At 74.5% G+C, this 24324-nt stretch carries 23 protein-coding genes and 1 tRNA gene; 8 read left to right on the top strand and 16 right to left on the bottom strand.

Annotation, left to right across the window (positions count from 1 at the left end; translation table 11 throughout):
• Window positions 1–6 precede the first annotated feature (6 nt).
• The 3 genes from ACRYRX_RS04275 to ACRYRX_RS04265 are packed head-to-tail and all read right to left on the bottom strand — an operon-like array spanning window position 7 to window position 2571.
• On the bottom strand, window positions 7–1320 hold the full coding sequence (locus ACRYRX_RS04275) for an NAD(P)/FAD-dependent oxidoreductase (RefSeq protein WP_432510570.1): 1314 nt from the start codon (window positions 1318–1320) through the stop codon (window positions 7–9).
• Window positions 1317–2168: a uracil-DNA glycosylase gene (locus ACRYRX_RS04270; RefSeq protein ID WP_432510569.1), complete on the bottom strand. Its 852-nt coding sequence runs from the start codon at window positions 2166–2168 to the stop codon at window positions 1317–1319. The genes ACRYRX_RS04275 and ACRYRX_RS04270 overlap by 4 nt, the downstream gene beginning before the upstream one ends.
• Window positions 2128–2571, bottom strand: coding sequence for an SRPBCC family protein (locus ACRYRX_RS04265; RefSeq protein WP_432510568.1), 444 nt, complete (start codon window positions 2569–2571; stop codon window positions 2128–2130). Before ACRYRX_RS04265 ends, ACRYRX_RS04270 begins: the two co-directional genes overlap by 41 nt.
• A gap of 37 nt (window positions 2572–2608) precedes the next feature.
• Between ACRYRX_RS04265 and ACRYRX_RS04260 the strand changes: the two genes are divergently transcribed.
• Window positions 2609–2971, top strand: a complete 363-nt coding sequence (locus tag ACRYRX_RS04260) for an MmcQ/YjbR family DNA-binding protein (RefSeq protein WP_432510567.1) — start codon at window positions 2609–2611, stop codon at window positions 2969–2971.
• An 11-nt stretch (window positions 2972–2982) separates the two neighbouring features.
• Here the strand turns inward: ACRYRX_RS04260 and ACRYRX_RS04255 are convergent, their stop codons facing one another.
• From ACRYRX_RS04255 to eno, 4 genes are read right to left on the bottom strand one after another with little or no spacing between them, the layout of a single operon-like run.
• Window positions 2983–3915, bottom strand: a complete 933-nt coding sequence (locus ACRYRX_RS04255) for a Ppx/GppA phosphatase family protein (protein ID WP_432510566.1) — start codon at window positions 3913–3915, stop codon at window positions 2983–2985.
• The gene (locus ACRYRX_RS04250; RefSeq protein ID WP_432510565.1) at window positions 3912–4436 is read right to left on the bottom strand and encodes a DUF501 domain-containing protein; all 525 of its coding nucleotides are present in this window, start codon (window positions 4434–4436) and stop codon (window positions 3912–3914) included. The genes ACRYRX_RS04255 and ACRYRX_RS04250 overlap by 4 nt, the downstream gene beginning before the upstream one ends.
• A gap of 10 nt (window positions 4437–4446) precedes the next feature.
• On the bottom strand, window positions 4447–5073 hold the full coding sequence (locus tag ACRYRX_RS04245) for an FtsB family cell division protein (RefSeq protein ID WP_432510564.1): 627 nt from the start codon (window positions 5071–5073) through the stop codon (window positions 4447–4449).
• 36 nt (window positions 5074–5109) lie between these two features.
• Window positions 5110–6405, bottom strand: coding sequence for a phosphopyruvate hydratase (gene eno / locus ACRYRX_RS04240; protein WP_432510563.1), 1296 nt, complete (start codon window positions 6403–6405; stop codon window positions 5110–5112).
• 128 nt (window positions 6406–6533) lie between these two features.
• Between eno and ACRYRX_RS04235 the strand changes: the two genes are divergently transcribed.
• Complete coding sequence (locus tag ACRYRX_RS04235; RefSeq protein ID WP_432510562.1) at window positions 6534–6803, top strand: hypothetical protein; 270 nt, start codon at window positions 6534–6536, stop codon at window positions 6801–6803.
• On the opposite strand, the gene ACRYRX_RS04230 is transcribed toward ACRYRX_RS04235, so the two are convergent.
• The 3 genes from ACRYRX_RS04230 to mfd all read right to left on the bottom strand — a co-directional run bounded on the left by ACRYRX_RS04230 (window position 6804) and on the right by mfd (window position 12284).
• Entirely contained in the window at window positions 6804–7751 is a 948-nt protein-coding gene (locus ACRYRX_RS04230) for an ROK family protein (RefSeq protein ID WP_432510561.1), read from the bottom strand.
• A gap of 10 nt (window positions 7752–7761) precedes the next feature.
• Window positions 7762–8403, bottom strand: coding sequence for a nucleoside triphosphate pyrophosphohydrolase (locus tag ACRYRX_RS04225; RefSeq protein ID WP_432510560.1), 642 nt, complete (start codon window positions 8401–8403; stop codon window positions 7762–7764).
• Between the two features lie 293 nt (window positions 8404–8696).
• Window positions 8697–12284, bottom strand: coding sequence for a transcription-repair coupling factor (gene mfd / locus ACRYRX_RS04220; protein WP_432510559.1), 3588 nt, complete (start codon window positions 12282–12284; stop codon window positions 8697–8699).
• A 161-nt stretch (window positions 12285–12445) separates the two neighbouring features.
• Here mfd and ACRYRX_RS04215 point away from each other — a divergent pair, with 161 nt between their 5' ends.
• From ACRYRX_RS04215 to ACRYRX_RS04205, 3 genes are all read left to right on the top strand, one after another.
• Window positions 12446–14233: a DUF4012 domain-containing protein gene (locus ACRYRX_RS04215; protein WP_432510558.1), complete on the top strand. Its 1788-nt coding sequence runs from the start codon at window positions 12446–12448 to the stop codon at window positions 14231–14233.
• A gap of 154 nt (window positions 14234–14387) precedes the next feature.
• The gene (locus ACRYRX_RS04210; protein ID WP_432510557.1) at window positions 14388–14726 is read left to right on the top strand and encodes a hypothetical protein; all 339 of its coding nucleotides are present in this window, start codon (window positions 14388–14390) and stop codon (window positions 14724–14726) included.
• Between the two features lie 96 nt (window positions 14727–14822).
• Entirely contained in the window at window positions 14823–15266 is a 444-nt protein-coding gene (locus ACRYRX_RS04205; protein WP_432510556.1) for a DUF2867 domain-containing protein, read from the top strand.
• Here ACRYRX_RS04205 and pth read toward each other — a convergent pair.
• The 5 genes from pth to ACRYRX_RS04180 form a co-directional block, all read right to left on the bottom strand.
• Window positions 15259–15858 (bottom strand): aminoacyl-tRNA hydrolase, encoded by a 600-nt coding sequence (gene pth, locus ACRYRX_RS04200; protein WP_432510555.1) that lies wholly within the window; start codon window positions 15856–15858, stop codon window positions 15259–15261. The two genes, ACRYRX_RS04205 and pth, sit on opposite strands and share 8 nt — an antisense overlap.
• Before the next feature lie 24 nt (window positions 15859–15882).
• Window positions 15883–16512, bottom strand: coding sequence for a 50S ribosomal protein L25/general stress protein Ctc (locus ACRYRX_RS04195; RefSeq protein ID WP_432510554.1), 630 nt, complete (start codon window positions 16510–16512; stop codon window positions 15883–15885).
• A gap of 174 nt (window positions 16513–16686) precedes the next feature.
• Window positions 16687–17664, bottom strand: coding sequence for a ribose-phosphate diphosphokinase (locus ACRYRX_RS04190; protein WP_432510553.1), 978 nt, complete (start codon window positions 17662–17664; stop codon window positions 16687–16689).
• On the bottom strand, window positions 17661–19145 hold the full coding sequence (gene glmU / locus ACRYRX_RS04185) for a bifunctional UDP-N-acetylglucosamine diphosphorylase/glucosamine-1-phosphate N-acetyltransferase GlmU (RefSeq protein ID WP_432510552.1): 1485 nt from the start codon (window positions 19143–19145) through the stop codon (window positions 17661–17663). Before glmU ends, ACRYRX_RS04190 begins: the two co-directional genes overlap by 4 nt.
• A gap of 163 nt (window positions 19146–19308) precedes the next feature.
• Window positions 19309–19380, bottom strand: a tRNA-Gln gene (locus tag ACRYRX_RS04180).
• 120 nt (window positions 19381–19500) lie between these two features.
• Here ACRYRX_RS04180 and ACRYRX_RS04175 point away from each other — a divergent pair.
• Both ACRYRX_RS04175 and ACRYRX_RS04170 read left to right on the top strand, forming a co-directional pair.
• Window positions 19501–20130 carry a TetR family transcriptional regulator gene (locus ACRYRX_RS04175; protein ID WP_432510668.1) on the top strand — a complete coding sequence of 210 codons (630 nt, stop codon included), beginning with the start codon at window positions 19501–19503 and terminating at the stop codon, window positions 20128–20130.
• Window positions 20131–20139: 9 nt separating this feature from the next.
• On the top strand, window positions 20140–20658 hold the full coding sequence (locus tag ACRYRX_RS04170) for a MarR family winged helix-turn-helix transcriptional regulator (protein WP_432510551.1): 519 nt from the start codon (window positions 20140–20142) through the stop codon (window positions 20656–20658).
• Between the two features lie 10 nt (window positions 20659–20668).
• Here ACRYRX_RS04170 and ACRYRX_RS04165 read toward each other — a convergent pair whose 3' ends face one another.
• Window positions 20669–22237 carry a sugar transferase gene (locus ACRYRX_RS04165; protein ID WP_432510550.1) on the bottom strand — a complete coding sequence of 523 codons (1569 nt, stop codon included), beginning with the start codon at window positions 22235–22237 and terminating at the stop codon, window positions 20669–20671.
• Window positions 22238–22513: 276 nt separating this feature from the next.
• Between ACRYRX_RS04165 and ACRYRX_RS04160 the strand changes: the two genes are divergently transcribed.
• Window positions 22514–24298: an ABC-F family ATP-binding cassette domain-containing protein gene (locus ACRYRX_RS04160; protein WP_432510549.1), complete on the top strand. Its 1785-nt coding sequence runs from the start codon at window positions 22514–22516 to the stop codon at window positions 24296–24298.
• Window positions 24299–24324 lie beyond the last annotated feature (26 nt).

Below are 24324 nucleotides of genomic sequence, written 5' to 3'. Positions count from 1 at the left end.
ATCTTGTCAGGAGCGCGCGACGCGCTCGAACTCGGTGAACGGGTGCGACGAGGCACCCGGCGAGACGGCCTCGCGGTGGAACAGCGCCGCCTGGACCCACCCCAGCAGCACCCCCGCCTTGCGGCTGCCGGTGGGGACCGTGGACAGGTGGTGCAGCCGGTGCAGGAGCCAGGCCGGGTAGCCGCGCAGCCGCAGGCCGCGGACCTGCGCCACCCCCTGGTGCAGCCCCAGCGAGGCGACCGACCCCACGTGCGCGTGCCGGTACTCCTGCGTGGGGCGCCCGCGCAGCCCGGCCAGGAGGTTGTCGGCCAGCCGCCGGGCCTGCCGCACGGCGTGCTGGGCGTTGGGGGCGCAGAACGCCCCGGGCGCCGTCACGTCGGGGACGGCGCAGCAGTCCCCCGCCCCCCAGGCGTCCTCGACGCCCACCACCCGCAGGTCGGTGCCCACCCGCAGGCGACGGCGGTCGTCCAGCGGCAGGTCCGTGGCCTCCAGGACCGGGTGCGCCTGGACCCCGGCGGTCCACACGATCGTGCCCGCCTCGAACGCGCGGCCGTCGGAGAGCACGACCCGGCCGCCGGCGCAGGACGTCACGGTGGTGCCGAGCGCGACGTCGACGCCCCGCGCGCGCAGGACCTGCGCGGCGTACCGGCTGAGCGGCTCGCCGACCTCGGGCAGGAGGCGGCCGGTGGCCTCCACCAGGACGAACCGCAGGTCCGCGGCCCGCAGCCCGGGGTGCAGCCGCACCGCGTAGCGGGCCATGTCCTCGATCTCGCCGATGGCCTCGATCCCGGCGTACCCGCCGCCGACGAACACGAACGTCAGGGCCCGGGCCCGCCGGGCGGGGTCGGTCGAGACCTCGGCCCGGTCGAGCTGGGCCAGGACGTGCCCGCGCAGGTGCACGGCCTCCTCGACCGTCTTGAACCCGGTGGCGTGCTCGGCCAGGCCCGGCACCGGCAGCGTCCGGGCCACCGACCCGGGGGCCACGACGACCACGTCGTACGTGAGGTCGCGCTCGGCCCCGTCGGCGGTCCGGACCCGCGCGCGCCGGCCGGCATGGTCGAGGGCGACGACGTCCCCGGTGAGGACGTCGGCGCCGGACAGGGTGCGGCGCAACGAGACCACCACGTTGCGGGGTTCGATGGAACCGGCGGCGGCCTCGGGCAGGAACGGGTGGTAGGTCATGTACCCGCGGGGGTCGACCACGGTGAGGTGCAGCTCGCCGGGCCGGGACCGGCGCAGCAGCCGCCGGGTCGCGTTCAGCCCGACGAAGCCGCCGCCGATCACGAGGACCTCCGTGGGGGCGCCGGGCACGGAGGTCACCCCTGACCTCCCAGTCGCGCGGCGCGGGCCACCACCTCGTCGAGCATCGCCTCGGTCAGCCGGCCGGTCGCGGTGTTCTGCCGGCTGACGTGGTAGCTGCCGAGCAGCCGGACCGTCCCGTGCGGACCGGTCAGGTCGGCCTCGGCGCCGTGGCCGAACCTCGGCTGCGGGCGCGGCACCGTCCACCCCGCCCGCCGGGCCGCCGTCAGCGTCGATGCCCACGCGATGGCGCCCAGCGCCAGGACGACCCGGACGTCGGCGCCCACCTCGCGCAGCTCGGCGTCCAGCCACTGCGCGCAGGTGGCGCGCTCGTCCGGGGTGGGTCTGTTGTCCGGCGGCGCGCACCGCACGGGCGCGACGATCCTGGTGCGCCGCAACGCCAGCCCGTCGGCGGCGTGCACCGACGTGGGCTGGTTCGCCAGGCCCGCGCGGAACAGCGCCCGGATGATCCAGTCCCCGGAGGAGTCGCCGGTGAACATGCGCCCGGTGCGGTTCCCGCCGTGCGCGGCCGGGGCCAGCCCGATCACCAGCACCCGCGGGTCGTCGACGCCCAGGCTCGGCACGGGCCGGCCCCAGTAGGGCTCGGTGCGGAACGCGCGGCGCTTGAGGCGGGCGACGTCCTCGCGCCAGGCGACCAGGCGCGGGCACGCGCGGCACACGCAGCTGCGGGCCAGCAGGTCCGTCGTCGCGAGCCGGCGGACGTCGTCGGGGGTGCGGGCGACCGGGGTGCCCGGGGCGGACGGGTCACCCGGCCAGCCCGTGCCCGGCGGGACGGGCGAGTCGAAGCACCGCCCCGTCCCGGGGTGCTCAGCGGGCGACGGTGTCGGCGAGGTTGTCGAGGAGTTCACCGTAGATGCGGTCCAGACCGCGGGGGGCGAAGGTGCGCTCGAAGAAACCGCCGATGCCGCCGGCGCCGTTCCACTCGCTGGTGACGACGACCTCGGAGGCGTCCGGGCCGTCGTCCTCCACGCGCCACGTCGTGACCAGGGTGGAGTTCGCGTCGCTCTCCACGAGGGCGTGGCGGTCGGTGGCGGTCACGACGGCGCGCACGTCGCGGACCCGCTTCTTGGTGGCGTGCAGCTTCCAGCGCACCTGCGTGCCCGGTCCCTGACCGCCCTCCAGCACCTCGTAGTCGGTGAACTGCTCCGGGAGCAGGCGCGGGCGCGTGCCGCTGTAGTCGGCCAGTGCGGCGAGGACGCGCTCGGCGGGCGCGTCGATGCGTCGAGTGGTCGTGGCGGTCACGGTGCTCATGCTTCCCACCCTGCCAGATGTGCGGTTGGGTGGGCGCGTGGTGACGAGCGGCGCGCTGCGGGCCTGGGCCCTGGGACTCCCCGGGGCGCACGAGGAGGAGACGTGGGGCGCGGCGACGTTCCGCGTCGGGGCGAAGATCTTCGTCATCCTGCACGACGAGGACCGGGTCGCCTCGGTCAAGGCGTCGAAGGCCGACCAGGCCGAGCTGATCGCCGGCGACCCCGAGACGTACCGGATCGCCTCGCACACCGGGCGCTTCGGCTGGGTCGCGGTGCAGCTGGACAGCGCCGACCCCACCGAACTGCGCTCGGTGGTGCTGGAGGCGTGGCGGCGGACCGCGCCGAAGCGGCTGCAGCTCGCGCTGCCCGACGAACTGCGGGCCCTGCTGCCCCGACGCTGACCGGGGGCTGATCAGAGGCTGCGGGCCAGCGCGACGGCGATCCCGTCGAGGATGTCGTGCTCGCTGGTGAGCACCTCCTCGATCCCCGCCCGCGCCGCGACCCGCTCCAGCACCGTCGCCCACACCAGCGCACCGGCGCCGATGACGTCGACCCGGCCGGGGTGCACGAACGGCATCGCCGACCTCTGCGCCCGCGTCGCGCGCAGCAGCCGCTCGCACGCGGCCAGGACCTGCTGCACCGGCAGCCGCACCCCGTGCAGGCAGCCGGGGGTGTACTCCGCGAGCTCGATGGCGGCGGCCGTGATCGTCGTGATCGACCCGGCGACCCCGACGAGCGTGCGGGTCCGCTCCAGCGGGACGGGGCTGGTCGCGAGCGCGGCCTCGACGTCGGCGCGGGCCGCCGCGACCTGCTGCGGCGTGGGCGGGTCGTCGTGCAGGTGCCGTTCGGTCATCCGCACCGACCCCACGTCCAGCGAGCAGGCGGCCTCGACCTGCCGGCCGCCCAGGACCAGTTCGGTGGAGCCGCCCCCGAGGTCGACCACGAGGAACGGCGCGCGCTGGACGTCGAGCTCGGCGGTGGCCCCGGCGAAGCTCAGCGCGGCCTCCTCGTCGCCGCTGACGACGTCGGGGTCGACCCCGAGGCGGGCGTGGACCCCGGCGCGGAACTCCTCCCGGTTGGACACGTCCCGCGAGGCGGAGGTCGCGACGAACCGCACGGCCGCCGGTGCGTGCCGGGCGATGAGCTCGGCGGCGCGGTCGACGGCGGAGAAGGTGCGCTGCAACGCTTCCGGGGCGAACGCGCCGGTCCGGTCGACGCCCTGCCCGAGGCGGACGACCTCCATCGTGCGTTCGAGCTCGTGCGCGCGGCCCGTCACGGGGTCGACGTCGGCGACGAGCAGGCGCAACGAGTTCGTGCCGCAGTCGAGCGCGGCGACGCGCCTCACGCGTCGGCCCCGGTGTGCGGGCAGGTGGCCGGCCAGCCGCCGTCGGCGGCCAGCCGCTCCAGCGTCTCGTCCCCGATGGGGTTGACCCCCGGGCCCGCCGCGAGCGCGTGCCCGACGAGGGCGTGCAGGCACTTGACCCGCGTCGGCATCCCGCCGCAGGAGATCCCGGCGATCTCCGGGACGTCGGCGTCCCCGAGCGCGGCCCGGCGGCGCAGCAGGTCCTCGTGCGCGCGCTGGTACGCCGCGGCGAGCTCGGCGTCCTGCGCGAGGCGCTCGGTCATCTCCCGCATGAGGCCCGAGGCCTCCAGGGTGCTGATGGCACCGGCCGCGACGGGGTCGACGAGGTAGTACGTGGTGGGGAACGGGGTGCCGTCGGGCAGCCGCGGCGCGGTCTCGACGACGTCGGGGCGACCGCAGGAGCAGCGGTGGGCCACGGCCACCACTCCCCGCGGGACCCGGCCGAGCCGGCCGGCGATGCTGTCGAGGTCGGCCTGGGCGACGGGGGTGGCGGGGCTGCTCACGGTCTGCTTCCTACTTCGTCGAGCTGGGCGTTCCCAGCCCGGGGGTGGTCGGCGGGGGGACGTCGGCGGGGTTGCCGGCGATCCGCAGGGACTCCCAGATGTTCTCGTACCAGGCCGCCGCCGGCCTCGGCACGGTCGTCGCGGCCTCCTGCGGGGAGACCTCGTCGGCGCTGCTGGCACCGTCGACGACGTACGGGACCTCCCCGGGCAGGACGTACCGCAGCCGTTCCCGCGCCTGCGTCATGACGTAGGCGTCGTCGTCCCAGCGGTCGGCCTGGGCCTGCGCCGCGGCGAGGTCCTCCTGCTGCTGGGCGATCCGGTGGGTCAGCCGCCCGATCTCGGACCGCTGCTCCAGCCACTTCTGCAGGCTCGGCACCAGGAAGATCGCCAGCAGCAGGACCACCGCGGACAGCACCAGGACGCGCGGGCCGCGGGTGCGGCGCCGGTCGGCCGGGCTCATCGTCGCGGCGCTGCGGCCCCGGGCCGCCGGCGCCGGGCGGGAGTTCGCCTTCGCGCTGCGGCCGGTGGTGCCCGGCCCGCGCCCGGCGCGCGACGGCTGGCGGGGTGCAGCACTGCGCCCCGCGGCCCCCGCCTGGCGGGAGGGGCTGCGGGGCGCAGTCGGACGTCGCGTCGCCATGGGCTCTAGCTTCTCCCGGACGCGGCCGTCACCGGGTCAGGCGCGCCCGGTGAAACCGGCCGAGCGCGGGAACGCCTTGGCGCCGGCGTAGCGGGCCGCGTCGTCCAGCTCCTCCTCGATGCGCAGGAGCTGGTTGTACTTCGCGACGCGCTCGGAGCGGGCCGGGGCGCCGGTCTTGATCTGACCCGAGCCCACCGCGACCGCGAGGTCGGCGATGGTGGTGTCCTCGGTCTCGCCCGAGCGGTGGCTCATCATCGTGGTGAAACCGCTGCGGTGCGCCAGGTCCACGGCGTCGAGGGTCTCGGTCAGCGAACCGATCTGGTTGACCTTCACCAGCATCGAGTTGCCCGCACCGAGGTCGATGCCCTTGGCCAGCCGCTCGGGGTTGGTGACGAACAGGTCGTCGCCGACGAGCTGGAGCTTGCCGCCCAGGGCGTTGGTGATGTGCACCCAGCCGTCCCAGTCGTCCTCGGACAGCGGGTCCTCGATGGAGACCAGCGGGTACTCCGAGACCAGGCCCTCGTAGTAGCCGGTCATCCACTCCGCCGAGCGCTTCGAGCCCTCGAAGTCGTAGCCGCCCTCGCCGAAGAACTCCGTCGCGGCCACGTCGAGCGCCAGGGCGATGTCCTTGCCCGGGGCGAACCCGGCCTTGCCGACGGCCTCGAGGATGAGGTCCAGGGCGTCCTTGTTGCTGGGCAGGTCGGGGGCGAAACCACCCTCGTCGCCCAGGCCGGTGGACAGCCCGCGCGACTTCAGCACCGACTTCAGCGCGTGGTACGTCTCCGCGCCCCAGCGCAGCGCCTCGCGGAAGGAGGCCGCGCCGACGGGGGCGATCATGAACTCCTGGATCGCGACACCGGTGTCGGCGTGCGCGCCACCGTTGACGATGTTCATCATCGGCACGGGCAGGACGTGCGCGTTCGGGCCACCGAGGTAGCGGAACAGCGGCAGGTCCACCGAGGACGCCGCGGCCTTGGCGACGGCCAGCGACACCCCGAGGATGGCGTTGGCGCCCAGGCGGTTCTTGTTCGGGGTGCCGTCCAGGTCGAGCATGACCTGGTCGATGATCCGCTGCTCGTGGGCCTCGTGGCCGACCAGCGCGGGGCCGACCTCCTCGATGACGGCCTCGACGGCCTGCTCGACGCCCTTGCCCAGGTAGCGGCCCTTGTCGCCGTCGCGGCGCTCGTTGGCCTCGTAGGCGCCGGTGGACGCGCCGGACGGCACGGCCGCCCGGCTGAAGGTCCCGTCGTCGAGCAGGATCTCGACCTCGACGGTGGGGTTGCCGCGCGAGTCAAGGATCTCGCGAGCTCCGACGGCCTCGATGGTGGCCACGCGCACTCCTCGTGCTTCTCGATGTCGTCTGTCGACCCGAGCCTAGTCGCCCCCGCCGGATCGGGAACCACCCCCCGACGCCCGACGTCGTGCAGGACGAGGGACGACACCGAGGAGGGGGCACGACGATGAGCGAGGGTGACAACGCCTGGCGGTTCGAGGTGGACGGCCGGCAGCACGAGGTCGACGTCGACGTCGCGTCGATGAGCGGGAAGATCGTCGTCCGGCTGGACGGGAAGGTCCTGGAGGAGGACCGGATCTGGTTCTCCGACAAGGAGTTCCGCTTCCCGATCGGCGCGCACGAGGCCGTCGTCGAGGTGGACCTGGCCTACGGCGGCTTCGCGACCCGCTCCTCGCTGCGCCTCGACGGGGCGCACGTGGAGCCGCTGCGGCGCTGATCAGCCCGCCAGCGCCGTCCAGCCCAGCCGCCCCGCCCCCACCAGGCCCGACCCGCGGGGCAGGGCGGCCGGGGTGAGGCGCACCTCGGCCAGGTGCGGGTAGACCGCGAACTCCGCGAACGCCCGGCGCAGCGGGTCCATCAGCACGTCCCCGGCGGAGGCCACTCCCCCGCCCACGACGATGTCGGTCAGGTCGAACAGCGCCGCCGCCGAGGCGAACGCCGAGGCCAGGGCCCGGGTCCCGGCGGCGATGACGGCCGTGGCGAGCGGATCCCCGGCGCGGGCGTCGGCCGTCAGCACCTTCGCGTCGACCCGCTCCCCCGGCCGCCAGCCCTGCGCGAGCGCGGCCCGCACCATCGCCGGGCCGCTGGCGTACGCCTCCACGACCCCCGACGCCCCCGACCCCGGCAGCAGCTCCCCGTCCAGGACCACCCCGACGTGGCTGATGAACCCCGCGTTGCCGGACTTGCCCGACAGGATGCGCCCGTCCAGGACGATGCCGCCGCCGATGCCGGTGGAGACGACGACCCCCATCATCGACGGCGACCCCTGGGCCGCGCCGACCCACTGCTCGGCCGCGGCGAAGCACTGGCCGTCCTGCGCCAGCCGCGCCCGCGCAGGCTGCCCCAGCGCCGCCGACGCGTGCGCCGCGACGTGCTCGACGAGCGGGAACCCGCGCAGCGACGCGATGTTCACCGGGTGCACCGTCCCGGTGACCGTGTCGACCGGCCCGGCGGACCCGATGCCGACGACGTCGGCGACCGGCAGGCCCGCGGCCAGCCCGTCCCCGACGACGTCGCCGACCAGCCCCGCGAGCGCCGCGGCGACCGCGGCGGCGTCGTGGGCGTCGGTGGGCACCTCGCGGTCGTGGCTCACGGCCCCGTCGTCGGCGACGAGCCCCGCGGCGATCTTGGTGCCACCGATGTCGATGGCCAGCACGTGGGTCACGAGCCGGACCCTACCCAGCCGCCCGCTCGCGGGCCCGGGCCGCGGTCTCCAGGTCGCGGGTCGCCGTGCGCAGCGCCGCCTCGGGGTCGACGCCCGCCGCGTGGGCGCGCCGCACGACCGCCAGGAGCTCGTCGCCGATCTGCCGCTCCGTGGCCTGCGCGCTCACCGGCTCGTCGAGACCGTTGCGCTGCAGCCGCCCCAGCACCTTGTCCGCGCGCGCCAGGGCCGGCAACCCCGGCGGGATGCCGTCGAGCACGCTCTCGCGCGGCTTCTCCGTCGCCTTGACCGCGTCCCACCCGGCCTGCAGGTCCTCGGCCACGGCCTCACCGGCGAACACGTGCGGGTGCCGCCGCTCCAGCTTGGCGACGATCGTCGCCGCCACGTCGTCCACGTCGAACGGCTCGGCGGGGTCCTCCTGCGCGACGCGGGCGTGGAAGACGACCTGGAGCAGGAGGTCCCCGAGCTCCTCGCGCAGGTCGGCGCGGGTGCCGTTCTCGACGGCGTCGACGACCTCGTAGGTCTCCTCCACGAGGTAGCGCAGCAGCGAGGTGTGGGTCTGCTGGGCGTCCCAGGGGCAGCCGCCGGGTGAGCGGAGGCGGTCCATGACGGCGACGAGGTCGAGGAGCTTGCTGCCGGGGCGGGGGTCGCTCACAGGTCGCACGCTACCCACCCCGGTCGGTGCGACGACCGTGGACTGCGAGGGGCCGCCCCGCAGGAGGCGCGCGGTGTCGGTGACCACCGCTCCCCGGGGGAGCCCGCGTTCCGGGACGAGCCGGGAATCCCCGTGGCGCTGGTGGCACGGCTGCAGGAGGTGCCCCCCGCGAGCGCACGCCGTCGGTCCACGTCCTGGACGACCGCGTCCTGCGGGACGGCGAGCCCGCCGTCCCGCTCGACGTCGGTCCGGCGAGCCTCAGCGTCGACCTCGGCCGCCTGCTGCCCTGAGCCCTACCGGGCGCCGCCCGCCGCGACCGCCGCGGGCTGGTCCAGCAGGACGGCGTTGACGAACTCCGTCGCCCAGGCCAGCACCTCGGCGTCGCGCAGCGGCTTGCCGCCGATGCGCGCGGTCATGGGCGCCGGCACGAGGGCGACGTCGAGGGCGGGTTTGAGGATCGTCCCGGGGTAGAGCCGCTTGAGCCGCAGCTCCTTGGACTCCGGCAGGCTGATCGGCGCGAACCGGACCTGCTTGCCCATCAGGGCGACCTCGCGCAGCCCGCCCTGGCGGGCGGCGATGCGGAACTTCGCGACCTCCAGCAGGTTCAGCACCGGCTGGGGCGGGGTGCCGTAGCGGTCGACGAGCTCGGCGTGCAGCTCGACGAGGTCGTCGGCGGAGTCGGCCGCGGCCAGCCGCCGGTAGGCCTCCAGGCGCAGCCGCTCGGAGGGGACGTAGTCGTGCGGCAGGTGCGCGTCGACCGGCAGCTCGATCTTCACCTCGGTGGGTTCGGGTTCGGCGTCCTCGTTCGCCGCGCCCGGCACCTTGTTGCGGACGTCGGCGACGGCGTCGGCGACCATCCGCATGTACAGGTCGAAACCCACCCCGGCGATGTGCCCGGACTGCTCCCCGCCGAGCATGTTCCCGGCGCCGCGGATCTCCAGGTCCTTCATCGCCACCGCCATGCCCGAGCCGAGGTCGGTGTGCTGGGCGATGGTGGCGAGGCGGTCGTGGGCGGTCTCGGTGAGGGGTTTCTCCGGCGGGAACAGGAAGTAGGCGTACGCCCGTTCGCGGCCGCGGCCCACGCGCCCGCGCAGCTGGTGCAGTTGCGACAGGCCCATGCTGTCGGCGCGCTCGACGATGAGGGTGTTGGCGTTGGAGATGTCCAGGCCGGTCTCGACGATCGTCGTGCAGACCAGGACGTCGAACCGCTTCTCCCAGAAGTCGACGACGACCTGCTCCAGGCGGTGCTCACCCATCTGCCCGTGCGCGGTCGCGATGCGCGCCTCGGGGACGAGTTCCTTCAGCCGCGCCGCCGTCCGCTCGATGGACGACACCCGGTTGTGGACGTAGAAGACCTGCCCCTCGCGCAGGAGCTCGCGGCGGATCGCCGCGGTGATCTGCTTCTCCTCGTACCCGCCGACGTAGGTCAGGACGGGGTGGCGCTCCTCCGGCGGGGTCGCCAGCGTCGACATCTCCCGGATGCCGGTGACGGCCATCTCCAGGGTGCGCGGGATCGGGGTGGCGCTCATCGCGAGCACGTCGACGTTGGTGCGCAACGTCTTCAGCGCCTCCTTGTGCTCGACGCCGAAGCGCTGCTCCTCGTCGACGATGACCAGGCCGAGGTCCTTGAACTTCACCTCGCCGCTGATGAGCCGGTGGGTGCCGATGACGACGTCGACGGACCCGTCGGCCAGCCCCGCGATCGTCTCCTTGGCCTCCTTGCCGGGCGTGAAGCGGGACAGCGGCTTCACCGAGACCGGGAACTGCGCGTAGCGCTCGGCGAACGTCTTGAAGTGCTGCTGGACCAGCAGCGTCGTCGGCACCAGCACGGCGACCTGCTTGCCGTCCTGGACGGCCTTGAACGCCGCCCGCAGCGCGATCTCCGTCTTGCCGTACCCGACGTCGCCGCAGATGAGCCGGTCCATCGGGACCGGTTTCATCATGTCGGCCTTCACCTCGTCGATGCTGACGAGCTGGTCGGGCGTCTCGACGTAGGCGAACGCGTCCTCGAGCTCGCGCTGCCACGGGGTGTCGGGGCCGAACTGGTGCCCCTTGGTCGCCATCCGCGCCGAGTACAGCCGGATGAGGTCGCCGGCGATCTCCTTGACGGCCCGGCGGGCCTTGTTCTTGGTGTTGGTCCAGTCCGAGCCGCCCATCTTGGACAGCGTCGGGGCCTCGCCGCCGGTGTAGCGGGTGACCTGGTCGAGGGTGTCGGAGGGCACGAACAACCGGTCGCCCGGCTGACCGCGCTTGCTGGGGGCGTACTCCAGGACGAGGTACTCGCGGGTCGCGCCCTGGATCGTGCGCTGCACCATCTCGACGAACCGGCCGATGCCGTGCTGCTCGTGGACGACGAAGTCCCCGGGGCGCAGGGACAGCGGGTCGACGGCGTTGCGCCGCCGGCGCGGCGCCATGCGCCGCATGTCCTTCGTGGACTGGCCCCCGACGCCGGTGATGTCGGACTCGGTGACCAGGGCGGTCCGCAGCGCCTCGGCGACGAACCCGTGCTCCACGCTCGCGGTCGTCACGGTCACCACCGACGGGGCGGGTTCCTCCACGAGGTCGTCGACGAGCCGCGCCGGGACGTCCTCGCCCGAGAGCATCTCGACCAGCCGCTTGGCCGGGCCGTGCCCCTCGGTCGTCACGACGATCCGCCACCCGGCCGAGGCGAGGTCGCGCAGCTCGCGCAGCGCCTTCTCGGTCTCCCCGCGGTACCCGGCGACGTCGCGGGCGCCCACGCGCAGGATCCGCACGTCCTCCAGGTCGCGCAGCTCCTCGTCCTCGACCAGGGAGGTGATCGACCACCAGGGGCGGCCGGTGGCCTCGGCGTGGGCCCGGACCTCGGCCAGCGTGGCGAACGAGGACGCCCCCAGGTCGACGGGCGTCTGCCCGCCGGCGGCGGCGTTCATCCAGGCCGCGTCGAGGAACTCCGCGCCGGTGGCGACGAGGTCGTGGGCGCGGGCGCGCACCTTCTCGGGGTCGGCCAGCACGACGTGCGTGCCGGCCGGCAGGACGTCCAGCAGCGGTTCCATCCCGTCGACCAGGGCGGGGGCCAGGGACTCCATGCCCTCCACCGCGATCCCCTCGGCCAGCTTGGCGAGCACGTCGGCGGCGCCGGGCAGGCTCTCCTGCAGCGCGCGGGCGCGCTCGCGGACGGTGTCGGTGAGCAGCAGCTCCCGGCACGGCGGGGCCCAGACCCCGTCCGGCTCGACCTCCAGGGTGCGCTGGTCGGCCACCGAGAAGGAGCGGACCTCCTCGACCTCGTCGCCGAAGAACTCCACGCGCAGCGGGTGCGGGCGGGTCGGGGGGAAGACGTCGAGGATGCCGCCGCGGACGGCGAACTCGCCGCGGCGCTCCACCATGTCCACCCGCGTGTAGGCGGCGGCCGCGAGCGCCTCGACGGTCGCGTCGAGGCCGACGTCGTCACCGGCGCGCAGGCGCACGGGCTCGAGGTCGGCCAGCCCCTTGACCAGCGGTTGCAGCACCGCCCGGACCGGGGCGACGACGACGCGCACCGGCCCGGTGGTCGGGTCGTCCGCGGAGGGGTGGGCGAGGCGGCGCAGGACGGCCAGGCGCTGGGCGACGGTGTCGCTGCGCGGCGACAGGCGCTCGTGCGGCAGCGTCTCCCAGGCGGGGAACTCCGCGACGGCGTCGTGCGGCAGGTAGCAGCGCAGCCAGGTGGCGGTGTCCTCGCACTCGCGGCCGGTGGCGGTGACGACCAGCAGCGGGCGCGCCTCGGCGAACGCCGCGACCAGGGCGGGCCGCACCCCCAGCGGGGCGACGACGTCCAGGGCGCTGCTGCCCCCCTCCTGAGCGGTCTGGACGGCCGCGCGGACGGCGGGTTCGGTGCGCAGGACGTCGAGCAGGCCGGTGAGGCTCACGAACACTCCGGTGACGAGGGGTCCACGGGTCCACGGGGACCGTGAGGTGGCGGTGGGGGGTCGCGACCAGCCTACGACCGGCCTGCGACACGGGCCCCGCCACCGCCGGTGGCGCCCGATCCCGTCCGGTGGACCGGCCCGTTCCCACTACTGTCGCGGCCGTGCCCGGCTTCCCCGAACAGTCCCCCGACGCGCACCCCGTCCCCCGCTCACCGCACCGGGCCCGCCGCCCGCTGCGGCTGGCGCTGGCGCTGCTGGGCCTGCTGCTGCTGGCGTGGGCGGTGGCCGTCGCCGTGTCCGGGGTGCTGGCGGGGCGGGCGCTGCAGCGGGTGGCTGCGGAGGTGCCCGAGCTGGAGGCCCGGGTCCGCGCCGAGGACTGGGCCGGGGCCCGCTCGACCGCGACGGGGATCGCCGAGGACGCGCGCACCGCGGACCGGGCCACGTCGGCGCTGCCGTACCGGCTGGCCACCGCCGTCCCGTGGGTCGGCGACCAGCTGGGGGCCGCGGCCGGCGGCTCCCGCGCGGCGGCGCTGCTGACGGACCCGCTGCCGCAGGCCCTGGGGGTCGTCGACGACGTGCTGGGCGAGGGGCTGGTCTCGGCGGACCGCACCGTCAACGTCGACGGCGTGCGGCGGCTGACGCCGATCGTCACCGACTACCAGGCGCGCATCGAGCAGGCCCGCTCGGCGCTGCACGCGGCGGAGACCCCGGCGGTGCTGGCCGTCCTGCGCGACCGGCTGGACCCGGTGACGGCCCAGCTCGACGCCGTCTCCGGGCCGCTGGACACCGCGGCGCAGGTGCTGCCGCAGGTGCCGTCGCTGCTGGGGGCCGCCGACGGCGCCCGCACCTACCTGGTCGCCTTCACCAACCCGGCCGAGGTGCGGCCCGTGCAGGGCATCGTGGGCGCCTACGCCTACCTGAGCGTCGACGGCGGCCGGATCTCGCTGACGGCGACCGGGACCGACAACGACCTGTACGCCGCCCGCGCCGACGTCTCCGCCGTCGGGGAGGAGTTCGCGGCCCTCTACGGCCAGGACGCGGCGAAGGTGCAGAACGTCACGATGGGCGGCAGCGCCGACGAGGCGGGTGTCCTGACCTCCTCCCTGGTGAGCGCGGCGGGGCTGCCGACGCCGGACGCCGTCGTCTTCGTCGACCCGGTGGGCCTGGGGCAGCTGCTGGGCGAGGAGCACCCCCCGCTGGACCTCGGCCCGTTCGGCGCCGTCGCGACCCCGGACCTGGCGCACGTCCTCATGTACGACGCGTACGTGACCTACGGCGAGGACCAGGACGCCCGGAAGGCGTTCCTGGCCGCGACCTCGGCGGCCGCGTTCGAGGCGGTGCTGTCCGACGGCCTGTCGACCGCGGCCCTCGACGGGGCGCGGGAGGCCGTCGCGTCCGGTCACCTCGCGGTGTGGTCCAGCCGCCCGCAGGAGCAGGCGGCGCTGGTCGCCGCCGGGGTGTCCGGGACCCTGGGCGAGCCGCAGGACGCGGTGGCCCGGGTGGGGCTGACGAGCACGGTCCCCTCCAAGCTGGACTACTGGGTGCGCCCGTCCTTCGAGGTGTCCGCGCCGTGCTCGGGGACGGGGACGACGCAGGGGGCGCTGACGCTGACGCTGGCGAACTCGGTGCCCACCTCCGTCCCGGCGTACGTGTCGAACGCGGCGGCGCCGCGGGCGGCGGACCGGCGCACCGCGGCGCAGGTCGTCTCGCTGTGGGTGGCGCCGTGGGTGGGGCTGGACCGGGTGACGGTCGACGGGACACCCGTGGGCGCCGCCGTCGACGGCGAGCGCGGCTGGCGGCTGGTGCGGGTGAGCGTGCAGGTCCCCCCGGGCACGTCGGTGGTGGTGCGGTGGGAGTTCACCGGCGCGGCCGGCGCCCTCCCCCGCACCGTCGTCGGCCCGACGACCGCGACCGCGCCCACGGTGACGACCGGCAGCTGTACTCCGTGAGTGTTCGGCCGAACGTGCGGTTCTCGTCACTCTGGTCGCACCTCGTCCCACGAATCGCCCACATCAACTGGACTCCGGGGTGACGTTCCGTCATCCTGGGGGCCGCCTCGCGATCACAGGGTTCGCCGGGGCACTCGAAGTGGGGGGAACCACCGTGCGCAAGACCACCGCCCGCCTGGCTGCTGCCGGGGCTCTGACCGTCGCCGCTCTCGGCGTCACCTCCGGGGCGGCCTTCGCCGGCACCAGCTACGCCCCGTCGACCCCGACCCCGTCGGTGTCCGACGTCGTCACCCCGTCGGCGAGCCCGACGACCGGGGGCTCGACCCCGTCGTCGACCCGCTCGACCACCCCGGCCGCCGTGGGTGGCTCCAGCGACGAGCTGGCCTACACCGGCGCCGAGGTCCTGCCCTGGGCCGCGGCCGGCACCGTGCTCGTCCTCGGTGGCGCCGCGATGGTCGTCGCCGGCCGCCGCACCGCGCGCCGCACGCACTGACGCGACACCGCACACCTGGTACGACGCAGGGCCGCCGGGCACCCGGCGGCCCTGCGTCGTTCCCGTCCCCGGCGCACGCCCCGCGGAGGGCCCGAGATGACCTTCACGTCCTGCGTGTTCGACGACCTCCCCCGGCCGGACTACTGCGACCTGCACGCCGTCCCGCTGCCCGCGGGGGCCGACCCGGACCCGGCGCTGTGGGCCCGGACGATGTTCTCCCCGGACGGGGCGCCGCGCTGGGTGGCGGCGGCGCTGCGGGCGCGGCAGGCCCTGGTCCCGCTGCTGGGGATCGAGCGCGCACCGCACGCGGCGTTCACGGTCAGCCGGGTCGTGGGCGAGGAGGCGCTCATCGCGGTCGACGACACCCACCTGGACTTCCGCTGCGCCGTCGGCGTCGACCGCGAGCGGGAACTGGTGCGCTGCACCACGGCGGTGCGCTTGAAGAACCGGCGCGGGCGGGTGTACTTCGCGCCGGTGGCCCTGGCCCACGGACCGGTGGTGGAGGCGATGCTGCGGCGCACCGCCGCCGCGCTCAGCTAGCCGGGGCGTGGAACTTCTGCTGCGCGGCCTCGAGGCCCTCGGCGACGAGCTTCTCCACCGCGTCGGCGGCGTCCATCAGCAGGAAGGGCAGGTCCTTCTTCTCCGTGCCGGAGAACTCCTTGAGCACGAAGTCGGCCGGGTCCTGACGGCCCGGGGGCCGGCCCACACCCACCCGGACGCGGGCGTAGTCCTTGTCCCCCAACGACTTCGAGATCGAGCGCAGGCCGTTGTGACCGCCTTCGCCGCCGCCGCGCTTGAGCCGGACGGCACCGAAGGGGATGTCGAGCTCGTCGTGCAGGACGACGAGCCGGTCCACCGGGACGTCGAAGTACTTCGCCAGCCCGGCCACCGGACCGCCCGAGACGTTCATGTACGACGTGGGGGCCGCGAGGACGACCCGCGGCCCGGGGACACCTCCGGGCAGGACGCCGAGGCGTACCTCGGCGACCCTGGCCCCGGAACGGTGCCTCTTGAAGGAACCCCGCGTGCGCGACGCCAGCTCGTCCAGCACCATCTGGCCGACGTTGTGCCGGGTGCGCTCGTACTCGGGCCCGGGGTTCCCCAGGCCCACGACCAGCCAGGCGTCGCTCACGCGGTCAGTCCTCCGTCAGCGGTCTCAGGCGTTCTCGCCCGCGACCTCGGTGTGCTCCTCCTTGACGATGCCGGCCTCGGCCTCGGCGGCCTCCAGCTCGGCCTCGGCCTGGGCGGCGGTCGCCGCGGCGGTCACCACGACCACCAGCTGCTCGGGGTCACCGGCGAGGGTCGTGCCCTCGGGCAGGGTGACCTGCGAGGCGGCGACGTGCGTGCCGGCGGTCAGGCCCTCGACCGACACCGTCACGGCGGTCGGGATGTGGGTGGCCTCGGCCTCGACGGACAGGGTGGTGAGCTCCTGCTGGACGACGGTCTCCGGACCGGCCTCGCCCTCCAGGTGCAGGGGGACGTCGACGGTGACCTTCTCGCCGCGGCGGACGACGAGCAGGTCGACGTGCTCGATGAAGCCCTTGAGGGCGTCGCGCTGGACGTCCTTGGGCAGGGTGAGGTGCGACTCGCCGTCCACGGTGACGTTCAGCAGGACGTTGGAGTTGCGCAGCGCGAGCAGCGTCTCGTGACCGGGCAGCGTGATGTGCAGCGGGGCCTCGCCGTGGCCGTAGACGACGGCGGGGATCTTGTTGGCGCGGCGGATGGAGCGCGCAGCGCCCTTGCCGAAGCTGGTGCGCTTCTCGCCGGCGAGCTGGGTCTCGGACATGGTGGGTCTCCTCGATCTCGGGGTCTGGCGGCGTGACGAGGCCCCGGGAGAGAACTGCACACTCATCCACCGCGTCGATCACGGTGCCGCTCACGCGCCACCCTCGCCGAGGCAACCGGGCTCAATGCTACCCGCTCCCCCGGCCCGCCCGGACGGGCCGGAGGAGCGACCGGATCAGCTGTGGCCGTCGAACAGCGAGGTGACCGACCCGTCGTCGAACACCTCGCGGATCGCGCGCGCCAGCAGCGGCGCGATCGGCAGCACGGTCAGCTGCGGGAACTGCTGGGACTCCGCGATCGGCAGGGTGTCGGTCACGATGAGCTCGGTGATCGGCGAGTTCTTCAGCCGGTCCACGGCCGGGCCGGACAGCACCGCGTGCGTGGCGGTCGCGATGACGTCGGCGGCGCCGTTGGCCTTCAGCGCCTCGGCGGCCTGGACGATCGTGCCCGCGGTGTCGATGAGGTCGTCGACCAGGACGCAGGTGCGGCCCTCGACGTCACCGACGACCTCGTGCACCTTGACCTGGTTCGGCACGTTCGGGTCCCGGCGCTTGTGGATGATCGCCAGCGGCGCCCCGAGCCGGTCCGACCACAGGTCCGCCACCCGCACCCGGCCGGCGTCGGGGGACACGATGGTGATGTTCGAGCGGTCGACGCGCTTGCCGACGTGGTCGGCGAGGATCGGCAGCGCCCACAGGTGGTCGACCGGTCCGTCGAAGAACCCCTGGATCTGGGCGGTGTGCAGGTCCACCGACATGAGCCGGTCGGCCCCGGCGGTCTTGAACATGTCCGCGATGAGCCGGGCCGAGATCGGCTCACGGCCGCGGCCCTTCTTGTCCTGCCGGGCGTAGCCGTAGAACGGCGCGACGACCGTGATCCGCTTGGCCGACGCGCGCTTGAGCGCGTCCACCATGATCAGGTGCTCCATGATCCACTGGTTGACGTTCGCCGTGTGGCTCTGGATCACGAAGGCGTCGGAGCCGCGGACGCTCTCCTCGAACCGGACGTAGATCTCCGAGTTCGCGAAGTCGTAGGCGCTCGTGGGCACCAGTTCCGCGCCCAGGGCCGCCGAGACCTCCTCGGCGAGCGCCGGGTGCGCGCGGCCCGAGATGAGGACCATGCGCTTCTCGCCCGTGGTGGTGATGCCGGTCATGAGTCGGTCTCCTGCTTCTCGACGCCGTGGTCGTCCTGAGCCCGCTGGGCCGCCTGGGCCGCGGGAGTTCCTGGGCGCTTCTCGACGGTCCAGCCCTCGAGGTTGCGCTGGGGTGCCACGTTGATCGCCAGGGCGCCCGGGGGGACGTCCTTGCGGATCACCGTGCCGGCCCCGGAGTAGGCACCGTCGCCGACCGTCACGGGGGCGACGTACATGTTGTCCGAGCCCATCCTGACGTGGCTGCCGACGGTCGTGTGCGCCTTGCTCACGCCGTCGTAGTTCACGAACACCGAGGCGGCCCCGATGTTGGAGTGCTCGCCGATGGTGGCGTCCCCGACGTACGACAGGTGCGGCACCTTCGACCCGCGGCCGATGCGGGCGTTCTTCGTCTCGACGAAGGTGCCGATCTTGCCGTCGGGGCCGAGGTGGGTGCCCGGGCGCAGGAACGCGAACGGCCCCACCTGCGCCCCGGCGCCCACGACGGCGCCGGACCCGTGGGTCCGCTCGACCAGGGCCCCGGCGCCGACCTCGACGTCGGTCAGCGTGCAGTCCGGGCCGACGACGGCGCCGGCGGCGACGCGCGTGGTGCCGTGCAGCTGGACGCCGGGGCGCAGGGTGACGTCCTGCTCCAGCTCGACGTCCGCGTCGACCCACGTCGTGGCCGGGTCCAGGACGCTCACACCGGCCAGCATCCAGCGCCGCAGCGTCCGCCGGTTCGCCTCCGCGGCCAGGTCGGCGAGCTGGGCGCGGTCGTTGACGCCGCGGATCTCCCACTCGTCGCTCAGCGCGAGCGCCTCGACGCGGCCGCCCCCGGCGCGCAGGAGGGCCAGGACGTCGGTCAGGTACACCTCGCCGGCGGCGTTGTCGCGGCCGACCCGCCCCAGGGCGGTGCGCAGCGCCGCGACGTCGAAGGCGTAGATGCCGGAGTTCACCTCGCGCACCGCGCGCTGGGCCTGCGTGGCGTCCTTCTGCTCCACGATGGCGCTGACACCGGCCTCGTCGCGCAGCACGCGGCCGTAGCCGGTGGGGTCGTCGAGCTCGGCGGTCAGGACCGTCATGGCGTTGCCGCCCGCGACGTGGGCAGCGGTCAGGTCGCGCAGCGTCGCACCGGACAGCAGCGGCACGTCGCCGTAGGTGACCAGAACGGTGCCGGTGAGGTCGGCGGGCAGGGCCTCCAGGCCGCACTGCACCGCCCGTCCGGTGCCGGGGACCTCGTCCTGCAGGGCGACGAGCACGGCGTCGTCCTGGGCGCTGACGGCCGCGGCGACCCGCTCGGCCTGGTGCCGCAGGACCACGACGAGGTGCTCGGGACCGACCTCGCGGGCCGCGCGCAGCGCGTGGCCGACGAGGGGGCGCCCCCCGAGCGGGTGCAGCACCTTGGGCGTGGAGGACCGCATCCGCGTCCCCTCCCCCGCGGCGAGCACGACGACGGCGGCGGGGACGGGGGTGGGTGAGGGGGTGGCTGGCTGGGCGGTGGTCACGCGGGGCGCGCTCCTCGCGGCTCGTCCGGCCGGCTCGCCCGGGCCCTGGTGGGCCCGGGGGGTCGAGCGGCCGGTGGCGTCGACGGACAGGGGCGAGGATATCCGCCGCGCGCCGCGCGCCGGACCACCGGCCACGCGATCGGGGGACGGCCGCGGCCGCGTGCTCCCGGGAGAGGATTCGAACCCCTACTGGACGGGACCAAAACCCGCCGTGCTGCCGTTACACCACCCGGGACGGCGTCTCACCGTTCGTGCGTCGAGCACCGTGCCCGCCCATCCTGCCAGCTCCCCCGGCCGGCGCCGGACACCCGTCCGGCAGGATGGTGCCGTGTCCGCCACCCGTCCCCGCGCCCGCATGACCGGCGGGGAGCGCCGGGAGCAGCTCATCGGCGTGGGCCGCTCGCTGTTCGCCGCCAAGGGCGTCGAGGGCACGACCGTGGAGGAGATCGCGGCCGCCGCGGGGGTCTCCAAACCCGTGGTGTACGAGCACTTCGGCGGCAAGGAGGGGCTGTACGCGGTCGTCGTCGACCGCGAGATCGCGGCGCTGCTGGGGGCGATCACCCGGGCCCTGTCCGGCCGGGGGTCACCGCGGACGCTGCTGGAGCGGGCGACCGTCGCGCTGCTCGACTACATCGACGCCTCCACCGAGGGGTTCCGGATCCTGCTCCGCGACTCCCCCGTCACCCAGCCCACCGGCACCTTCGCCAGCCTCATCTCCGACATCGCCCGGCAGGTGGAGCACCTGCTCGTCGACGCCTTCGCCGCCCGCGGGTACGCCCCCGAGCGCTCGGGGATGTACGCCCAGATGCTCGTGGGGATGATCGCGGTGACCGGGCAGTGGTGGCTGGACACCCGCGAACCGGGCAAGGAGGAGGTCGCCGCGCACCTGGTGAACCTCGCCTGGAACGGCCTGACCGGGCTGGAGCCGGAGCCGCGGCTGTCCGCCCGGGCGCGCGTCGCCGACGGCCCGGGTGCCGAGCACTAGGGTCGCGCTGTGACACCCGAAACCCTCGGCGACCCCGCGGGGAGCGACGAGGTCGACCTCATCGTCGCCGCCTGGCGGCGCGAGGCCCCCCAGCTCGACGTCGAGCCGCTGGAGGTGCTGTCCCGCGTCGCCCGGCTGGCCCGGCACCTGGACCGGTTGCGGCGCGACGCGTTCAGCGCGCACGAGCTGGAGACGTGGGAGTTCGACGTCCTCGCCGCGCTGCGCCGGGCCGGTGCCCCGCACGAGCTGTCCCCCGGGCAGCTGCTGGTCGAGACGCTCGTGACGAGCGGCACGATGACCAACCGCGTCGACCGGCTGGTGCGGCGGGGCCTGGTGGACCGGCGGCCCGACCCCGACGACGGGCGCAGCGTCCGGGTGCGGCTGACGGTGGCCGGGGCGGCGGTCGTGGACGCGGCGCTGGCCGACCTCGTGGACGCCGAGCACCGGATGCTGGACGTCCTGGGACGCGAAGAGCGCCGAGCACTCGCGACGCTGCTGCGTCGGGTGTCGGCGCCCTTCGAGGGGTGAGGCGGGTCCGTCAGTAGGCCCCGCGGCCGCGGAGCACGGCCCCGGCGGTCTTCCACAGGATCATGAAGTCGAAGGTGAAGGACCAGTTCTCGACGTAGCGGACGTCGAGGCGGACCGACTCGTCCCAGTCGAGGTCGGAGCGGCCGTTGATCTGCCACAGACCCGTCAGGCCCGGCTTGACCAGCAGGCGGCGACGCATGTCGTAGCCGTACTCGTCGACCTCCTTCTGCAGCGGCGGGCGCGGGCCGACCAGCGACATCTCGCCGCGGACGACGTTGATCAGCTGGGGCAGCTCGTCGAGGGAGTAGCGGCGCAGGACGCGGCCGATGCGCGTGATGCGCGGGTCGACCTTCATCTTGAACAGCACGCCGTTGCCGTCGGTGGAGTCGCGCAGGTCGATGAGCAGCTTCTCCGCGTCGGTGACCATCGAGCGGAACTTCATCATCGGGAAGGTCTTGCCGTCCTTGCCGACGCGCTGCTGCTGGAAGAAGACCGGGCCCTTGCTGTCGAGCTTGATGACGATCGCCAGGGCCAGGAACAGCGGACTCAGCACGACCAGGGCCAGACCGGCGCTGACGCGGTCGACGGTGGTCTTGGCCAGCCGGCGGACGCCCTCGAGCTCGGGGCGCTCGACGTGCAGCAGCGGCAGGCCGCAGACGGGACGGATCGCGACGCGCGGCCCGATGACCTCGGTGAGGGCCGGGGCGACGACGAGGTCGGCGCGGGTGGCCTCCAGCTCCCAGCCGAGCCGGCGCAGGCCGGGGCCGTCGAGCTCGGGGCAGGCGGTGACGGCCACGACGTCGGCGTCCACGCTCGTCACGGCGTGCCGGACGTCGTCGAGGCTGCCGATGACCGGGATGCCCAGGGCGCGCAGCTCGGCGTCCTCCTCGGCGGTGCCGCGGCCGCCGGGGACGCAGGCCCCGACGATGCGCATGCCGTGGTAGCTGGCGCGGTGCAGCTGGCGGGCCATGCCGGCGACGGCGGCGCGGTGGCCGACGGCGACGACGGTCTGGCTGGCCTCGCCACGGGTGCGGCGGGCGTGCAGCTGCTGGCGCAGCGCGTACCGGCCGATGAGGGTCAGGAAGATCGCGATGGGGAACGCCACGACGACGTACCCGCGGGCGATCTCCAGACCGAAGGCCCAGGAGCTGGTGCCCACGAGGGCGACCACCGCCAGGCCCGCGGTCAGGACGCGGTGGAACTCCTCCGAGCCGACCCCCAGGAAGCGCGGCTCGTAGGTGCGCAGGGCGCCCATCGCCACGACCCAGATGACCGGCAGCAGCACCGCGCACGCCACGACGGCGCGGCCGGAGGTGGTGGACAGGTCCGCCGGGGACTCGTTGAAGCGGGCGAAGAAGCCGACGAACGCTGCGAAGGCGGCCGACAGCGCGTCGACCGCGACGATCTTCTGGACGTAGGTGCGCTGCCAGGCCGGCGTGCGCTCGGCGAGGCCGAGGGCCGTGCGCTGACGGGGAACGAGCAGACGTTCGCGACGCACGGCGTCCGCGGTCTCGTCCGCTGGTGAGGTGCCGAGGAGCTGGTCCTCCAGCTCACCCGGTGACGTTCTGGCGCCGGGCATGTCGCTGATGCTCAAAGTCCCCCCTGGACTGGTGCGTCGCCCACCGGACACCGGGGGCGGCACCCGCGGTCCTCGCCCCCACGGGACCACCGGTGCGTGGCAGAGAGTAGTAGACAGCCACCCGAACGACGCAAGGGGTGGCAGTCCCTGTCACGCTCGGGGCGCACTATTCGACCGGTTGGGCTCACCCGTTCGACGCAATGGTCATCAACCACTGCGGAGAGTGATCAAACTCGCGAGTGATCCCCCTCCCCGCGGGAGACCTACCCTGGTGCGGTGGCACACCTGCTCGGCGGCGAAGCGCTCCGTCTCGAACACCCCACCCGCGTCGTCTTCGAGTCGATCACCCTCGGCGTCGACGAGGGGGACCGCATCGGCGTCGTCGGGCGCAACGGCGATGGCAAGTCCAGCCTCCTGGGGCTGCTGTCGGGCCGCGTCGAACCGCACGGCGGCCGCGTCACCCGCCGCGGCGGCGTCAGCGTCGGCGTCCTGGACCAGAACGACGACCTGGACCCCTCGGCCACCGTCGGGCACAGCGTCGTCGGCGACCTCGACGAGCACGTGTGGGCCGGCGACCCCCGGGTCCGCGACGTCATCGCCGGCCTGGTGGCCGACATCGCCTGGGACGCCCGCGTCGGCGACCTGTCCGGCGGCCAGCGCCGCCGCGTGGCGCTCGCGGCCGTCCTCATCGGCGACTGGGACGTCCTGATCCTCGACGAGCCCACCAACCACCTCGACGTCGAGGGCATCGCCTGGCTCGCCGCCCACCTCAAGGGCCGGTGGGCCGCGAACGACGGCGCCCTGCTCGTCGTCACCCACGACCGGTGGTTCCTCGACGAGGTCTGCACCGCGACGTGGGAGGTGCACGACCGGGTCGTCGAGCCCTTCGAGGGCGGGTACGCCGCCTACGTCCTGCAGCGCGTCGAGCGCGACCGGCAGGCCGCCTCGGCCGAGGCCAAGCGGCAGAACCTCATGAAGAAGGAGCTGGCCTGGCTGCGTCGCGGCGCCCCCGCGCGCACCTCCAAGCCGAAGTTCCGCATCGAGGCCGCCAACGAGCTCATCGCCGACGTCCCCCCGCCGCGCGACCGGGTGGAGCTGTCCCGGCTGGCCACCGCCCGGCTCGGCAAGGACGTCGTCGACCTGCTCGGCGTCGGCGTCTCCTTCGGCGACAAGGAGGTGCTGCGCGACGTCGAGTGGCGCATCGCCCCCGGTGAGCGCACCGGGATCCTGGGGGCTAACGGGTCCGGCAAGTCGACGCTGCTGTCGCTCATCGCCGGCACCCTGCAGCCGACGTCGGGGCGGGTCAAGACCGGCACGACGGTGCGGATCGGGATCCTCGACCAGCAGTTCCGCGAACTGGCCGACATCGCCGGCGACCGCGTCCGCGAGGTCCTGGCCCGCACGCGGACGACGTTCCAGATCGACGGCAAGGAGATGACCCCCGCGCAGCTGCTGGAACGCCTGGGCTTCGCCCGCGAGCACCTGTCCGCCCGCGTCGGCGACCTCTCCGGCGGCCAGGCCCGCCGGCTGCACCTGCTGCTGGTGCTGCTGTCCGAGCCGAACGTCCTCATCCTGGACGAACCGACCAACGACCTCGACGTGGACATGCTGGCCGCGATGGAGGACGTCCTGGACACCTGGCCGGGCACCCTGGTCGTCGTCTCGCACGACCGGTACTTCGTCGACCGCGTCACCGACCAGCAGTACGCCGTCCTGCAGGGCCGGCTGCGGCACCTGCCGGGCGGGTTCGAGGAGTACCTGCGGCTGCGCGCGGCGGCCGACGGCGCGGCCGCGGCCGCGAGCGCGCCGCCGGCCCGGTCCGCGGAGCCGGCCGGGCTGAGCGGGGCGCAGCTGCGGGCGGCGCAGAAGGAGATGACGGCCGCCGAGCGCCGCCTCGACAAGCTGACCGGCGAGATCGAGACCGTCCACCGGAAGATGGCCGAGGCCGACCCGTCCGACTACGAGGGGACCATGCGGCTCGCCGAGGGGCTGCGGACGCTGGAGGCCGAGGTCGCGGCCCTGGAGGAGCGCTGGCTGGAGCTGTCCGAGCTCGTCGCCTAGGCCGCCGGGCGGGCCTTCGGGCCACG

The organism is Kineococcus lubricus, from assembly GCF_050871965.1.
Classification (GTDB): domain Bacteria; phylum Actinomycetota; class Actinomycetes; order Actinomycetales; family Kineococcaceae; genus Kineococcus.
Note: the sequence above shows the minus strand (reverse complement) of the source record. Positions and strands in the feature narration are given on the sequence as shown.